Origin of the sequence: Duganella sp. OV510 (assembly GCF_900100205.1) — a bacterium.
Taxonomy (GTDB): Bacteria; Pseudomonadota; Gammaproteobacteria; order Burkholderiales; family Burkholderiaceae_D; genus Rugamonas.
Genome location: NZ_FNEQ01000014.1, coordinates 116,118 through 130,298, shown reverse-complemented (window position 1 = coordinate 130,298; position 14,181 = coordinate 116,118). Strand labels below are relative to the sequence as shown.

Annotated in this window: 15 protein-coding genes; 12 read left to right on the top strand and 3 right to left on the bottom strand. The window is 63.5% G+C overall.

Translation table 11 applies throughout. The features are described 5' to 3' along the window. The first annotated feature begins 297 nt into the window (after nucleotides 1–297). From BLS51_RS27750 to BLS51_RS27710, 9 genes are all read left to right on the top strand, one after another. The gene (locus tag BLS51_RS27750) at nucleotides 298–1,770 is read left to right on the top strand and encodes a B12-binding domain-containing radical SAM protein (protein WP_090191961.1); all 1,473 of its coding nucleotides are present in this window, start codon (nucleotides 298–300) and stop codon (nucleotides 1,768–1,770) included. A 109-nt stretch (nucleotides 1,771–1,879) separates the two neighbouring features. Next, the gene (locus BLS51_RS27745; RefSeq protein WP_090191962.1) at nucleotides 1,880–2,992 is read left to right on the top strand and encodes an MlaE family ABC transporter permease; all 1,113 of its coding nucleotides are present in this window, start codon (nucleotides 1,880–1,882) and stop codon (nucleotides 2,990–2,992) included. Nucleotide 2,993: 1 nt separating this feature from the next. Then, on the top strand, nucleotides 2,994–3,836 hold the full coding sequence (locus tag BLS51_RS27740) for an ABC transporter ATP-binding protein (RefSeq protein WP_090191964.1): 843 nt from the start codon (nucleotides 2,994–2,996) through the stop codon (nucleotides 3,834–3,836). Continuing rightward, nucleotides 3,836–4,774, top strand: a complete 939-nt coding sequence (locus BLS51_RS27735) for an MlaD family protein (protein ID WP_090191966.1) — start codon at nucleotides 3,836–3,838, stop codon at nucleotides 4,772–4,774. The genes BLS51_RS27740 and BLS51_RS27735 overlap by 1 nt, the downstream gene beginning before the upstream one ends. A 10-nt stretch (nucleotides 4,775–4,784) precedes the next feature. Then, the gene (locus BLS51_RS27730; protein ID WP_373994363.1) at nucleotides 4,785–5,390 is read left to right on the top strand and encodes an ABC-type transport auxiliary lipoprotein family protein; all 606 of its coding nucleotides are present in this window, start codon (nucleotides 4,785–4,787) and stop codon (nucleotides 5,388–5,390) included. Continuing rightward, nucleotides 5,387–6,760: a VanZ family protein gene (locus BLS51_RS27725; protein WP_229207770.1), complete on the top strand. Its 1,374-nt coding sequence runs from the start codon at nucleotides 5,387–5,389 to the stop codon at nucleotides 6,758–6,760. Before BLS51_RS27730 ends, BLS51_RS27725 begins: the two co-directional genes overlap by 4 nt. A gap of 27 nt (nucleotides 6,761–6,787) precedes the next feature. Next, the gene (locus BLS51_RS27720; RefSeq protein ID WP_090191970.1) at nucleotides 6,788–7,105 is read left to right on the top strand and encodes a (2Fe-2S) ferredoxin domain-containing protein; all 318 of its coding nucleotides are present in this window, start codon (nucleotides 6,788–6,790) and stop codon (nucleotides 7,103–7,105) included. Between the two features lie 4 nt (nucleotides 7,106–7,109). Continuing rightward, nucleotides 7,110–7,778, top strand: coding sequence for an alpha/beta hydrolase (locus tag BLS51_RS27715; RefSeq protein ID WP_090191972.1), 669 nt, complete (start codon nucleotides 7,110–7,112; stop codon nucleotides 7,776–7,778). Nucleotides 7,779–7,821: 43 nt separating this feature from the next. Beyond that, the gene (locus BLS51_RS27710) at nucleotides 7,822–8,967 is read left to right on the top strand and encodes a D-alanyl-D-alanine carboxypeptidase family protein (RefSeq protein WP_090191974.1); all 1,146 of its coding nucleotides are present in this window, start codon (nucleotides 7,822–7,824) and stop codon (nucleotides 8,965–8,967) included. Nucleotides 8,968–9,079: 112 nt separating this feature from the next. Here the strand turns inward: BLS51_RS27710 and BLS51_RS27705 are convergent, their stop codons facing one another. Continuing rightward, complete coding sequence (locus tag BLS51_RS27705; protein ID WP_229207771.1) at nucleotides 9,080–10,351, bottom strand: EAL and HDOD domain-containing protein; 1,272 nt, start codon at nucleotides 10,349–10,351, stop codon at nucleotides 9,080–9,082. An 81-nt stretch (nucleotides 10,352–10,432) separates the two neighbouring features. Here BLS51_RS27705 and BLS51_RS27700 point away from each other — a divergent pair, with 81 nt between their 5' ends. After that, entirely contained in the window at nucleotides 10,433–11,344 is a 912-nt protein-coding gene (locus tag BLS51_RS27700) for an aldo/keto reductase (protein ID WP_229207772.1), read from the top strand. A 9-nt stretch (nucleotides 11,345–11,353) separates the two neighbouring features. On the opposite strand, the gene pssA is transcribed toward BLS51_RS27700, so the two are convergent. Further along, nucleotides 11,354–12,115, bottom strand: coding sequence for a CDP-diacylglycerol--serine O-phosphatidyltransferase (gene pssA / locus BLS51_RS27695; RefSeq protein WP_090191982.1), 762 nt, complete (start codon nucleotides 12,113–12,115; stop codon nucleotides 11,354–11,356). A gap of 135 nt (nucleotides 12,116–12,250) precedes the next feature. Between pssA and BLS51_RS27690 the strand changes: the two genes are divergently transcribed. Beyond that, nucleotides 12,251–13,207 (top strand): CAP domain-containing protein, encoded by a 957-nt coding sequence (locus BLS51_RS27690; protein WP_090192175.1) that lies wholly within the window; start codon nucleotides 12,251–12,253, stop codon nucleotides 13,205–13,207. 9 nt (nucleotides 13,208–13,216) lie between these two features. Then, nucleotides 13,217–13,819, top strand: coding sequence for an Hpt domain-containing protein (locus BLS51_RS27685; RefSeq protein ID WP_090191984.1), 603 nt, complete (start codon nucleotides 13,217–13,219; stop codon nucleotides 13,817–13,819). Nucleotides 13,820–13,834: 15 nt separating this feature from the next. On the opposite strand, the gene BLS51_RS27680 is transcribed toward BLS51_RS27685, so the two are convergent. Next, nucleotides 13,835–14,044, bottom strand: a complete 210-nt coding sequence (locus tag BLS51_RS27680; protein WP_090191988.1) for a hypothetical protein — start codon at nucleotides 14,042–14,044, stop codon at nucleotides 13,835–13,837. Nucleotides 14,045–14,181: the final 137 nt, after the last annotated feature.

Below are 14,181 nucleotides of genomic sequence, written 5' to 3'. Positions count from 1 at the left end.
CTGGTTCGCTCTTCTCAAAAATACTGACAGTATTTCTACTGAATATTTCTTTGTTGAGCATTTAATGCTTTTTGTTGCAGCATCAAACGCCCACACTTATCGACTGTAAATTTTTAAAGATCTTTACTACTGCTGAGAAGCGTTTTGTTCATCAGCGAAGAGGCAAGATTATGAGGCGTTTCGCACATCCCGTCAAGCTCTTCTTTTCTCTCACTTCACTCGCATTTGCATGCGTCGTTTTGCGAGGGAGCGAACTATAGCAAGGGCCGGAGCGTCTGGCAAGGGTAAAATAAGCGAATGTCTATCTTACTTACCACGCTCAACGCCCGCTATACCCATGCCTCGCTGGGGCTGCGCTATCTGCTCGCCAATATGGGCGCGCTGCAGGAACAAACGCGCCTGCAGGAATTTGTCATCGGTGCCAAGGCGACCGAGATCGTTGAACGCATCCTGTCGTACTCGCCGAAGATCGTCGGTTTCGGCATCTATATATGGAACGTGGAAGAGACCACCAAGGTCGTCGCCATGCTCAAGCGCGTGGCGCCGCAGGTGGTGGTGGTGGTGGGCGGCCCGGAAGTCTCGCACGAGACTAATGAGCAGGAAATCGTCAAGCTGGCCGATTATGTGATTACCGGCTGGGGCGACGTCACCTTCCCCAAACTGTGCGGCGAAATCCTCAACGGCCCCAAGCCGCTGATGAAGGTGCACGCCGGCGTGCAGCCGCCGATGGCCGAGATCAAGCTGCCCTACTCGCTATATAGCGACGACGACATCAAGAACCGCACCTTATATGTGGAAGCGTCGCGCGGCTGCCCGTTCAAGTGCGAGTTCTGCCTGTCCGCGCTGGACAAGACCGCCTGGCCGTTCGCACTGGACAGCTTCCTGGCCGAGATGGAGTCGCTATACCAGCGCGGCGCCCGCCTGTTCAAATTCGTCGACCGCACCTTCAACCTGAACATCAAGACCAGCCTGAAGATCATGCAGTTCTTCCTGGATAAGCTGGAAGCCCATCCGGAAGATCCGGTCTACGCCCACTTCGAGCTGGTGCCGGACCACCTGCCGGACGCACTGAAAGAGGGCATCAGCAAGTTCCCTCCCGGCGCGCTGCAATTCGAGATCGGCATCCAGAGCTTCAACCCGGCGGTGCAAACGCTGGTCAGCCGCAAGCAGGACAACCAGAAGGCGGCCGACAACATCCGCTGGCTGACCACCCAGTCGCACGCCCACATGCACGTCGACCTGATCGCCGGCCTGCCCGGCGAGACGGTGGAGAGCTTTGCCGAAGGCTTCAACAAGCTGTGGGCGCTGGAGCCGCACGAGATCCAGTTCGGCATCCTGAAGCGTCTGCGCGGCACGCCGATCATCCGCCACACGCAGGAATTCGGCATGGTGTACGACCCGTATGCGCCGTACACCATCCTGGCCAACCGCGATATCGACTTTGCAACCATGCAGCGGCTGGTGCGTTTCGCCCGCTACTGGGACCTGGTGGCCAACTCCGGCCGCTTTGAACATACGCTGCCGGTGCTGCTGGGCGAGCAGCCCTTCCAGCGCTTCATGGCTTTCGCCGACTGGCTGTATGCGAATACCGATGCCACCCACCGCATTGCGCTGGAGCGGCTGGTGGCCATGGTTGCACGCTATCTGCACACGCAGGGCATGGACAAGGCGGAAGCCGACGCCCTGCTGGCGTCCGACTATGCGCCGGCCAAACCCAAGGCCGCAGAGACCCCGGCGCCCAAGCGGCAGGCCCGAAGACTGGCAGCCTGAGGCTTGTACCTCGGTTCTGGTTTGCGGGGTATAACTTAAGAGCGAGACAGCGCACCCCAGACGTAGGCTCTGGTAGCGGCCCGGGCCAATCTCCCTTAAACTGGAGGTTATGCCTACCGCCCAAGAGCCTACCCTGACCCTGAATGCCGGCGCCGTCGCCGCGACCGGCACATGGCAGGTTCACGCACTGGCCCAAGGCAAGGCCATGGCCACCATCACCACCTTCATCAAAACGCTCGCGGACAGCAATATCAAATGGGACCTGACGGCGGTGGACAGCATGGACCACATCGGCGCCCAGCTGTTCTGGAACGCCTGGGGCAAGCGCCGCCCGGCCAATCTTCAACTGCCGGCGGAGCTGGAGGAATTCTTCAACCGCCTGGAAACCACCGGCACGCTGGAACTGCCGCGCGCGCGCCAGCACCGCCTGACGCTGGTGATGAAGCTGGGCTTTGCCGTGCTGCTGTTCTTCGAGCACCTGACCGGTCTGCTGCGCCTGATCGGCCAGCTGGTGCTGGACATCGGCCGCTTCATCCGCCATCCGATGCGCGGACCATGGAAGGAAATCTCCGCCAACATCTACCACGCCGGCTTCCAGGCGCTGGGCATCACCGCGCTGGTCGGCTTCCTGATCGGCGTGGTGTTCTCGTTTTTATCGGCGCAGCAGCTGCGCAACTTCGGCGGCGACATCTTCCTGGTCAACCTGCTCGGCATGAGCATCATCCGCGAACTGGGACCGCTGCTGGCGGCGATCCTGGTGGCCGGCCGCTCCGGTTCATCGATCACCGCGCAGCTGGGCGTGATGCGCGTGACCGAGGAGCTGGATGCCATGCTGGTGATGGGCATCTCGCACGGCTTCCGCCTGATCATGCCGAAGGTGCTGGCCCTGGCCATCGCCATGCCGCTGCTGGTGATCTGGACCGACACCATCGCACTGCTGGGCGGCATGCTGTCGGCGCAGGTGGAGCTGAACCTGTCGCCGCAGTACTTCCTGATGAAACTACCGGAAGCCGTGCCGCTGGCGAACTACATGATCGGCATCGGCAAGGGCGTGGTGTTCGGCATGCTGATCGCGCTGGTGTCCTGCCACTTCGGCCTGCGCATCAAGCCGAATACCGAAAGTCTGGGACGCGGCACCACCACCTCGGTGGTGACGGCGATTACCGCAGTGATCCTGGCCGACGCAGTGTTTGCGATCGTCTTCAGCGGCGTGGGGTTCTGACATGAGCGAACAAATCAGCACCTGCGGACCAGGCACCGGCGAACTGACGCTGGACGGCAGCGTGCCGGTGGTCGAGATCACCGGCCTGTGGACCAAGTACGGCCGCACCGTCGTGCACCAGGACCTGAACCTGGAAATCGAGCAGGGCGAGATCCTGTCCATCGTCGGCGGTTCCGGCACCGGCAAGACCACGCTGGTGCGGCAGATGCTGGGGCTGGAGCGGCCGGCGCGCGGCTGCGTGCGCGTGTTCGGCGAGGACATCAGCGAAATCGATTCCGACCAGCTGCAGCAGCTGCGCAACCACTGGGGCATGCTGTTCCAGCAGGGCGCGCTGTATTCGGCGCTGACCGTGTTCGAGAACATCGCCCAGCCGATGCGCGAACTGCACGTGCTGCCGGAAGACCTGGTGCACGACGCTGTGCTGCTGAAAATGAATATGGTCGGCCTCGGCCCTGAGCATGCCAACAAGATGCCGTCCGACCTGTCCGGCGGCATGGTCAAACGGGTGGCGCTGGCGCGCGCACTGGCGCTGGAGCCGAAGCTGCTGTTCCTCGACGAACCGACCGCCGGCCTTGATCCCGACCTGTCGGAAGCCTTTGTACGCCTGATCAAATCGCTGCACCGCGAACTGGGCCTGACCGTGGTGATGGTTACCCACGACCTGGACACACTGTTCGCGCTGTCCACCCGCATCGCCGTGCTGGCGGAAAAACACGTGATCGCGCTCGGCCCACTGCAAGACCTGCTGAAAGTCGATCACCCATTCATCAAGGAGTTCTTCCTCGGCGACCGCGGCCGCCGCGCGCTGGAAGCGCTTGAAGAAAAAACATCAACGGAGAAATGATGGAAAACCGTTCCCATGCCCTCACCACCGGCTTTTTCACGATCACGCTGCTGATTGCGGCCATCCTGTTCGGCCTGTGGTTCAACCGTGACCGCGAGGAGCGCACGCCGTACGTGATCGCCACCGCGCAGTCGATACCCGGCCTGAATCCGCAGGCGCCGATCCGCTATCGCGGGCTGGAAGTCGGCCGTGTCGGCGGCATCGCCTTCGACCCGAAAGTGGCCGGCCAGATCCTGGTGACGCTGAACATCAATACCGATGCGCCGATCACCACCACCACCTTTGCCTCGCTCGGCTACCAGGGCGTGACCGGCATCGCCTTCATCGCGCTGGACGACGACAAGGTCGGCTCGCCGCTGCTGCCGTCGAGTGCCGATCGTCCGGCGCGCATACCGCTGCGCCAGGGCTTCTTCGACCAGTTAGAAAAGCGCGGCAAGGAGATCCTGTCGCAGACCGAGGAAGCGACGCGCCGCCTGAACGATCTGTTGAGCGACGAGAACCGCAAGACCATCCTCGGCGCGTTTTCCGACGTCAGCGAAACCGCGCAGAAGTACCGCGACATTCCGGAAAAGCTGCAACCGACCATCGACAAGCTGCCGGCGCTGGCCAACGAGGCGCAGAAGACGCTGAACTCGGTCAACGCGCTGGCCACCGACGTCAACAAGCTGACCACCGGCCTGCAAGCACCGGGCGGGCCGATCGACCGCATCACCACGCAGGTGGAGCGCATCGGCGGTTCGGTCGACGCGGTGGCCGGTGGGCTGGAACTGGATACGCTGCCGCAGGTGAATTCGCTGTCGGACGATACGCGTGCGTCGATGCGCGCCTTGCGCCGTACCATGAACAAGATTAACGACCGTCCACAAAGCCTGATCTTCGGCGCGCCAGGCACACCGCCTGGACCGGGTGAAGAAGGCTTTGCAGCGCCTACGAAATAAGGATAGCGAGATGATGACCAACACCATCCGTAACGGGATCATGATTGCCGCCGCAGCGCTGGCACTGGGCGGCTGCGCCAGCAAGGGCCAGCCGACCGCGCAGTATGACTTCGGGCCGCTGTCCGCACCGGCCACCAGCGCCAGCAATGTCGGTGCGATTATTGTGGCCGACGTGACCGGGCCGGCGGCGCTGGATTCGGAGCGCATGCAGTATCGCCTGCTGTACGCCGATGCGCGCCAGTCGCGGCCTTACGCCTACAACCAGTGGACGGCGACGCCGCTGCAATTGCTGACGCAGCGTTTCAAGACCAATCTGTCGCACGGCGGTGTAAAAGTGCTGTCGACCACCGATGCGGCGGCCAGCGCCACCGTGCTGCGCATGGAGGTGGAGGATTTCGCGCAGAACTTCGATAGCGCCACCAGCAGCCAGGGCGTGCTGCGGGTGCGGGCGTCGGTGTTCCGCAATCACAAGCTGGTGGATCAGAAGACCTTCAGCAGCAGCAAGCCGGCGCCCAGCGCGGATGCCGCCGGCGGCGCGCGCGCCATGGCCGACGCCAGCGATGCGGTGGCGGCCGAGTTGCTGGCCTGGCTGGCGGCGCTGCCGCCGTCGACATGACGGAAAACACGCCGGCCCCACCGCCGGCGCCCAACCCTGCGGAGGACGCAGCCAGCGCCACGCCCCCGCTCGCGGCGACCACTCCGGCTTCATCGGCTGCGTCGGCTCCTTCGCCTCCTTCGGCCGCGCCGGCCATGGCCACGGCATCGGCTCCGGCGGGCGCACCGGCTACATCGACGCCAGCGGACGCGGCTGCGCCGGCCGGACCTGCGGATGCCGCGCCGAAGAGTCCTGCCAAGCCGCCATTGGCGCCCGTCAGCCGTACCTCGCCCATCACACGCGCGGCCTTGCTGGCCTATCTGCTCCTGATCGTCTACGCCAGCTGGTTCCCCTTCTCCGGCTGGCACAACCAGGGGCTGTCGCCATTCATCTTCCTGGAAACCACGAAGATGCCGCGCTACTGGACGCTGTTCGACGCCATCACCAACGTCATCGGCTACATCCCGCTGGGTACGCTGATCGCCTACGCGCTGTACCCGCGCATCAAGAACATCTGGGCACTGCTGATCGCCACCGCCTGCGGCGCGCTGGTGTCCGGCACCATGGAAGCGGTGCAGACCTTCCTGCCCACCCGCGTCTCCTCCAATCTGGACTTCTACACCAACGCCGCCGGCTGCGCGATCGGCGGCCTGATCGGCGTACTGACCGTGCGCCGCCTGCTCGACCAGAGCGAACTGCAACGCCTGCGCCAGGCCTGGTTCGCGCCGCACGCCAGCCAGGGCCTGGTGCTGCTGGCATTGTGGCCGCTGGCGCAGATCTACCCGCAAAATTTCCTGTACGGCCTGGGCCAGCTGCTGCCCATCCTGTCCGACTGGCTGTCGCAACTGCTGGACATGGAAATCGACCTCGGCGACCTGATCCGTCCCAACGTCGAGCTGACCGTCGAACAATACTGGCTGTCCGAAACCATCATCACCGCCTGCGGCATGGTGGGCGCCGGCCTGACGCTGCTGTGCCTGCTGCGCAAGCCGGCGCCGCGCGGCCTGCTAGTGGCCGCCATGATCGCCGCCGCCATTCTGGTCAAAGGCCTGGCCACCGCGCTGCTGTTTTCGCCGGAAAACGCCTTCGTCTGGGTCACGCCAGGCGCCGAGGGCGGCTTCCTGATCGGCGCCATCATGCTGGCCGGCCTGGCGTACGCACCGCACGTGGCGCAGCGGCGGCTGGCCATCACCACCCTGCTGCTGGGCCTGGCGATCATCAACACCACGCCGGCCAACCCTTACTTTGTGGCCACTTTGCAAACATGGGTGCAGGGCAAATTCCTGAATTTCAACGGCGCAGCACAGTTCCTGTCGCTGCTGTGGCCGTTCTTTGCGGTCTGGTTCCTGTGGCTGCCATCCCACAAGCTGAACGCCGCCAAGGTATCATAGCGGCTACGAATCCCCGGAGGTGCAGCCATGAGCGATCAACCCTACTACAAACACCACGTCTTCTTTTGCATGAACAAGCGTGACGACGGCCGCAACAGCTGCGGCGACCACGGCGCCGAAGTGGCGCAAAAGCACGCCAAGAAGCGCTGCAAGGAACTCGATATGTACGGCAAGGGCGAGGTCCGCATCAACCAGGCCGGTTGCCTGAACCGCTGCGAGGAAGGCCCGCTGCTGGTGATCTACCCGGAAGGCACCTGGTACACCTACGTCGACACCGCCGACATCGATGAAATCATCGACCGCCACCTGGCCAAGGGCGAAATTGTGGAACGTCTGAAAATCTGAGCATATGAACAAGAGCGAAAAATTCACCCTGGCCGGCGGCGCCGGTCAAATGGAAGGCGTCATCGATTACCCGCACGATGACGCGGCCCCGCGCGGCGTTGCGCTGGTGGCGCACCCGCATCCGCTGTACGGCGGCACCATGGACAACAAGGTGGCGGTGACGCTGATGCGCACCTTCGTCAGCCTCGGCTACGTGGTGGCGCGCATCAACTTCCGCGGCGTCGGCAAGTCCGAAGGCGTGCACGACCACGGCCAGGGCGAAACCGACGACATGGCCATCCTGCACCAGTGGATGACGGAAAAATTCCCCGGCCTGCCGGTGGCGCTGTCCGGCTTCTCCTTCGGCACCTATGTGCAGTCACAGCTGGCGCAGCGCCTGGTTGCGGCCGGCAATCCGGCCGAGCGCCTGGTGCTGGTCGGCGCCGCCGCCAAGAAATGGCAGATGGCCGACATCCCGGCCGACACCATCCTGATCCACGGCGAACAGGACGACACCATCCCGCTGGCCGACGTGCTGGACTGGCTGCGCCCGCAGGAGATTCCGGTCATCGTCATCCCCGGCGCCGACCACTTCTTCCACCGCAAGCTCGGCCATATCAAGAGCTGGGTGATGCAATTGTGGGGCGGCGCAGACTTAACCGAGGCTGAAGCGGACACCGCAACTGCTGATTAAGCAACTATAATCATCCGGCTTTTAACTTTTACACCAGATCCCAATGAAGAAAATTATCGCGGCCTTGGCCACCAGTGTGATGTTGATGACCTCGGCCGTAGCGCAAACGCTGCCTGCGCCGAACATCGCTGCCAAGTCCTGGCTGCTGCTGGATGCCACCAGCGGCCAGATCATCGCTTCGCAGGACCCGAACGCCCGCATCGAGCCGGCCTCGCTGACCAAGATCATGACCGCCTACGTCACCTTCGGCGCGCTGCGCGACAAGAAGATCACGCTGAACCAGATGGTCAACGTGTCGACCAAGGCATGGAAAGTGGATGCCTCCAGCTCCAAGATGTTCATCGACCCGGCCACGCCGGTCAGCATCAACGACCTGCTGTACGGCCTGATGGTGCAGTCGGGTAACGACGCCGCCGTGGCGCTGGCCGAAGCAGTGGCCGGCGACGAGTCCGCCTTTGTGGTGCTGATGAACAAGGAAGCGCAGCGGCTGGGCCTGACCTCGACCCACTTCGCCAATCCGCACGGTCTGCCGTCGCCGGAAAACTATTCGACCGCGCAAGATCTGTCGAGCCTGGCGCAGCACGTCATCAAGGACTTCCCTGAGTTCTACAAGATCGACTCGGTGAAAAGCTTCACCTACAACAAGATCACCCAGCAGAACCGCAACCGCCTGCTGTGGCTGGACCCGACCGTTGACGGCATGAAGACCGGCCACACCGAAGCGGCCGGCTACTGCATGATCGCCTCGGCCAAGCGCCCGAACGGCGCCGGCGAGCGTCGCCTGATCTCGGTGGTGCTGGGCACGTCGTCGGACCAGGTGCGCACGCAGGAAAGCCAGAAGCTGCTGAACTGGGGCTTCCAGAACTTCGACACCGTCAAGCTGTACTCGAAAGGCCAGCCGATCGCCACGCCGGAAATCTGGAAGGGCACGAAGAACGCGGTCAAGATCGGTTTCGCACAGGACGTGATGGTGACCGTGCCGAAAGGCGTGGCTGGCAAGATGAAGCCTGCGCTGGAGCGCAAGGACCCGCTGGTGGCGCCATTGGCTGAAAACAGCCGCGTCGGCACGCTGAAAATGGTGGTGGACGGCAAGCCGATGCTGGAACTGCCGGTGGTGGCGCTGGAGACGGTGGAGCAAGCCTCGATCTTCGGCCGCGCCTGGGACTCGATCCGCCTCTGGCTGAAATAACCCCGTTGGCGCCGCTGGCAAGTTCAGCGGCGTCGGGGTCTGACCCCGACACAGGTATGCTGCATTGACGCCCGGCGTCGGGGTCTGACCCCGACACATCACGCGTGCGGGTCTAGTCGGCGCCGGTGTGCTGCATCGAAGCCTGCGCCCACTCAAAGGCAGCCTGCCCCACCTGCGGCAGGCTGTCGATATCAATCTCCAGCTGCGCCGCAATCTCCAGCGCCGGCCCGACCTTGTCACGCTGCAGCAGCAACACCATTGTCAGATACGGGCTGTAGACGCCCTCCTTCCCCAGCAGCACATCGCGAATATCGTCCGACAGATGCATCTTGCCGACCAGCTGCTCCATCTGCACGCCCAGCAACACATCAAACAGCGACAGCAAACCGACCAGGAACAGCTCATCGCGCCTGGCCTGCGGCAGCTTGCTGCACGTCTCCAGGAAACGCGCGCGCGTCAGCGCCACTTCCAGCAATGATTCATCACGCTCCTTGTTGGCGCCGCCGCCCAGGCGGAACATCGACACCGTCAGCCCGCGATACAGCTGATTCCGTCCCAGCACCATGAAGGCCTGTTGCAGGCTGGTCACCTTGGTGGTCTGGCCGTTGGCCGGCGCGTTCGCCCATTGCAGCACCTGATAGGTCATGCCCGGATCACGCTTGGCTACCTCGATCATCGCCGGCAGCTCGGCATCGGTGCGCAGCAGGTTCAGCAGCTCGATCGAGGTCATGCGGCTCTGGTCGATCTTGGCGTCCGGGTCGACCTTGTCGGTGGTGGTCAGGAACGGCCCCATGAAATAGCTGGCGCCCCACGACAGCAGCATGCGCTGCTCGTCCCAGGTCGCGACACCGTCGACCAGCAGCTTCAGATGCGGATAATTCAGATGCAGCTGCTTGCACAGTGCCTGGAATTCGGTCAGCGGCAGCTCGTTCAGCGACAGCAGCGCCAGATTGGCCGAGGACAGCAACGCGGCGTCCTCGTCCTTCAGCGACACGCCATGCAGCGCGACCTGGCTGCCGGCCGCGCGCAAGATGGCAGCCGCGTCGGCAGCCGTGTGCTCCAGCAGGAATACGGTATGCGGCGCCGCCAGCGGCAGGTGCAGGCCGGCAGCCACCGCCTCGGCACTGAGCGGCACCAGGGCCATGCGCTGCTGTGCAAACTCCGGCACCTGCGCCACCACCAGCGCATCGACCAGCACCGGCTCGGCAGCCGAGGCGCCGAAGCGGTAGCCGGCCAGGCGCTGGCGTTTGTCGATGATTTCGGTACGGGTGATGAGGACTGCGGCGTCCTCGGCCAATGCGACAGTTTCGGCCGACGCGGCAGCCTCAACCTCCGCAGCAGCGGCGGATTCCGGCTTAGACTTCAGAAACGATAAAAAACCCACGTTGATTTCTCCGTTCGGTCTAATAGACGTAATGATCATACTATAATTCCTGCCTCACATTTACGCTTGGAAAGTATGCTCATGACCGACCTGTCCTGCCCTTCCCTTGTCACCTATCCTGGCGGCCTGACGCTGTCGCGCGTCGTCGCCGGCATGTGGCGCATGAACGAATGGAACCTGACGCCGCAGCAGCGCGTCGACTGGATCGAGCAGGCGCTGGCCATGGGCGTCACCAGCTTCGACCATGCGGACATCTACGGCGGCTACGGCGTCGAGGCCACCTTCGGCGAAGCGCTGAAGCTACAGCCTTCGCTGCGCGACAAGATGCAGATCGTCAGCAAATGCGGCATCAAGCTGCTGTCGGCGGCGCGCCCGGAGCACACCATCCAGCACTATGACACCAGCGCCAGCCACATCATCGCCTCGGCCGAGAATTCGCTGCGCCAGCTGGGCACCGGTCACCTGGACCTGCTGCTGATCCACCGCCCGGATCCGCTGATGAATTTCGATGAAATCGCCGGTGCCTTCGAGCGCCTGCGCCAGGATGGCAAGGTCAAGCACTTCGGCGTCTCCAACTTCAGCCGCCACCAGCTCGAGAGCCTGAACCGCCGCATCAAGCTGGCCACCAACCAGGTGGAATTCTCGCCACTGAACGTGACGCCGATGTTCGATGAAACCTTCGACGGCCTGCAAGACCTGGGCGTGGCGCCGATGATCTGGTCGCCGCTGGCCGGCGGCCGCCTGTTCAGCAGCGATGACGCCGCTGGCGTGCGCGTGCGCGCGGTGATCCAGAAGGTAGCCGACGAACTACAGCGCCCGTTCGGCAGCGTGGTGTTTGCGTGGATTATGCAGCTGCCTAGCCGCCCGCTGCCGTTGACCGGCTCGGGCCGCATTGCAGCGGTGAAGGAAGCGGTGGAAGCGACCCAGTTCAGCCTGAGCCGCAGCCAGTGGTTCGAGATCCTGCGTGCGGCCCGTGGCCACGAAGTTGCTTGATTGCGTGGCTTAATCGTCGTCGCCGTAGATGACCGGCGGGGCGATGCCTTGCCAGCCGGTCTTCCACGCAGCATTCAGCGCGAGCGTGCCGATGATGTAGACCAGGAAGAACAGCACGAAGTACGCCATCTGCAGCCACGCAAGCAGGCCAAGATTTACCAGCAGCAGCACCAGCGCAGCCCAGCTCTTCTTCTGTTTCGAGCTGGGGAAGCGCACGGTGGACACCATCAGCGTGCCGACCACGAACAGCAGCAGCACGATCAGGCTGCCGTTCAGCACCGAGGCGGCCGGCTCCGGCCAGGCCACCACCACCGATGCCACGCAGGCGGCGCCGGCGGTGATCGGCATGCCGACGAAATAACGCGGATCGGTGCGGCCGACGTTGACGTTGAAACGCGCCAGCCGCAGCGCGCCGCAGGCAACAAAGAAAAAGCTGGCCATGCCGCCGAGGCGCAGCAGCGTCGGGTAATCCAGGCCCAGCTTCTGGAAGCCCCAGCAATACAGCAGCAAGCCGGGGGCACAGCCGAAGTTCATCACGTCGGCGATTGAGTCCAGCTGCATGCCGAATTCGGACTGCGTGTTGGTGGCGCGCGCGACAAAGCCGTCCAGCGCGTCGAACACGCCGGCCAGCACCAGCAGCACGGCCGCCAGCCGGTAATCAGCGGCAAGACCGTCGACGGCGTTGTCGACCGAAATGACGATGCTGCCGAAGCCGCAGGCGATCGACATCAGCGTGACGATGCTGGGCAGAGCAAACTTGGCGCGCTGCATGCGCTGGCGGTGTAATGGCTTCAAAACAGGTGCAATCCGAAAGAAACGGCAAGCTTACCATTTTTAGTACACGCCTAACGCGTGCAACACTTTCGAAATACCGCTTAGAATTGTCACATGGCAAAGGAGTTCATCATGGGAAAATTGCGTCTGACATGGGCCGGGCTGCTAACAGCCAGCCTGTTGGCCGGCTGCGGCATCGGCGGCACCGACGAGGAAGCTGTCCGGCGCAAGAACGCCACCACCACGCCGCCTGCGGCACAGGAGCCGGGAGCGCCTGCGTTGAGCGGTGACAATGCCACGGACGGCCTCAACTGGATCAACTACCGCCGCTCCCAGGTCGGCGTCGCAGTGTTGACCCGCAACAGCCTGATCGATGCCGCGGCGCTGGGGCATTCGAATTATCAGCGTAGCAACAAAACCATCACCCATGATCAGACCGCCGGCTTGACCGGTTTTACCGGCACCAAGCTGCTCGACCGCCTGACGGCGGCCAACTATACGCTGGGCAGCGTCTACGCCGCCGGCGAGGTGATCTCCGCCACCACCAACACTTCCGGCTTCTCCCAGGCGGAAGAGCTGATTACCGCCATCTACCACCGCTACGTGATCTTCGATCCGGCTTTCCGCGAAATCGGCGCCGGCTCGGCCACCATCACCGGTGGCTACACCTATTTCACCGCCAACTTCGGCGCCACAGGCAGCTACAACAGCCTGGGCAAGGGCGTGATCGTCACCTATCCGCTTAACAATCAGACTGGCGTGCCGGTCAACTTCTACAGCGACACGGAAGCGCCGGACCCGGTGCCCAACCAGAATCTGGTGGGCTACCCGATCAGCGTGCACGCGGACCAATATGGCGGTAACAGGGGCGAGGTGGTGGTGCAAAGCTTTACCGTGGTCCCGCGCGGCGGCACGGCGCTCAGCACCCGCTTGCTGAGCTATGCGGCCGGCAACAACCATGATATACCGAGCGCCGCCGCCATCATCCCGCTGTCGCCACTGAGCGCCGCCACCACCTACGATGTCAGCTTCAGTGGCACGGTGGCCGGCGTGGCGGTCACGCGCAGCTGGTCGTTCACCACCAAATAATTGCACGCGATGACGCCAACCAGCCAGCCCGTCGCGGGCCACATCCTGCAGGTGGAAACCGGCCTGCAACAGCTGATGGGCGACCGCGACCTCTACCTGCAAATCCTGCGCCGCTTCCGCCAGCGTTACCCGGACAGCGGCTGCCAGGCGCGCCAGGCATTCGACAACAACGAGCCCGGCCACGCGCAGCGCATCGTCCACACGCTCAAGGGCGCGGCCGGCATGATCGGCGCGCAGCAGGTGTACCTGCTGGCGTCGCAGCTGGAGCTGCTGTGCGCCGGCCCGGTGCAGGCCTGGTCGGCGCCGCTGGCGCAGCTGGAAACGGCCCTGCGCCAGCTGATCGTGGTCATCGACGAGGTGCTGGACGGCGATCCGCAAAACCGGCTGGAGGGCAGTCCGCCACCGGCCGTCGTGCCGGAAACCCGCATGTTGTTGCTGCATCTGGCGCGTCTGCTGGATGAGGGTGACGGTGCGGCAATCGATGTGCTGGAGCAATCGGCCACGGTGCTGGCGCAAAGCCTGGGAGTGGAAGTATTTCAGGAAGTGACGGAGGCGGCGCACCAGTTCGATTTTGAAGCGGCGCTGGCGGCCTTGCAGGGCGCGATGGACTAGCGTCCGGCCTGCGGCTTAGCGGGTGTATTCCTTCTCTTCATCAAAGGCGTCGGCACACTCCTTGTCGCAGAAGCGGCGCACATTGTCGAGCGGCTTTTCACAATACCAGCAGGCGCCCTTGGGTGGCAGCATATGGCGCGCGCGCACCGGCGGCGTGGGCGTCGACCCGGCGGGCGGCCGGGCGGCGGCGCCGTCATCGGAGATACTCTCTTGTAGCGGTTCCACGACCCTCTCCTTCCAGGCAAGCTCAGTAAGTTGCAAGGTTACTTCAGCGGATTGCCGCGAACATGAGATTTCTCAATGATTGCATGACACCGCACAACCATTTGCGACAATCAATAATAGCAGGATAAACGTGGCGG

Bases quoted from the DNA above. Each gene is read 5' to 3' on its own strand.
- BLS51_RS27750 (WP_090191961.1), top strand. From the start codon at position 298: ATGTCTATCTTACTTACCACGCTCAACGCCCGCTATACCCATGCCTCG.
- BLS51_RS27745 (WP_090191962.1), top strand. From the start codon at position 1,880: ATGCCTACCGCCCAAGAGCCTACCCTGACCCTGAATGCCGGCGCCGTC.
- BLS51_RS27740 (WP_090191964.1), top strand. From the start codon at position 2,994: ATGAGCGAACAAATCAGCACCTGCGGACCAGGCACCGGCGAACTGACG.
- BLS51_RS27735 (WP_090191966.1), top strand. From the start codon at position 3,836: ATGGAAAACCGTTCCCATGCCCTCACCACCGGCTTTTTCACGATCACG.
- BLS51_RS27730 (WP_373994363.1), top strand. From the start codon at position 4,785: ATGATGACCAACACCATCCGTAACGGGATCATGATTGCCGCCGCAGCG.
- BLS51_RS27725 (WP_229207770.1), top strand. From the start codon at position 5,387: ATGACGGAAAACACGCCGGCCCCACCGCCGGCGCCCAACCCTGCGGAG.
- BLS51_RS27720 (WP_090191970.1), top strand. From the start codon at position 6,788: ATGAGCGATCAACCCTACTACAAACACCACGTCTTCTTTTGCATGAAC.
- BLS51_RS27715 (WP_090191972.1), top strand. From the start codon at position 7,110: ATGAACAAGAGCGAAAAATTCACCCTGGCCGGCGGCGCCGGTCAAATG.
- BLS51_RS27710 (WP_090191974.1), top strand. From the start codon at position 7,822: ATGAAGAAAATTATCGCGGCCTTGGCCACCAGTGTGATGTTGATGACC.
- BLS51_RS27700 (WP_229207772.1), top strand. From the start codon at position 10,433: ATGACCGACCTGTCCTGCCCTTCCCTTGTCACCTATCCTGGCGGCCTG.
- pssA (WP_090191982.1), bottom strand. From the start codon at position 12,115: ATGCAGCGCGCCAAGTTTGCTCTGCCCAGCATCGTCACGCTGATGTCG.
- BLS51_RS27690 (WP_090192175.1), top strand. From the start codon at position 12,251: ATGGGAAAATTGCGTCTGACATGGGCCGGGCTGCTAACAGCCAGCCTG.
- BLS51_RS27685 (WP_090191984.1), top strand. From the start codon at position 13,217: ATGACGCCAACCAGCCAGCCCGTCGCGGGCCACATCCTGCAGGTGGAA.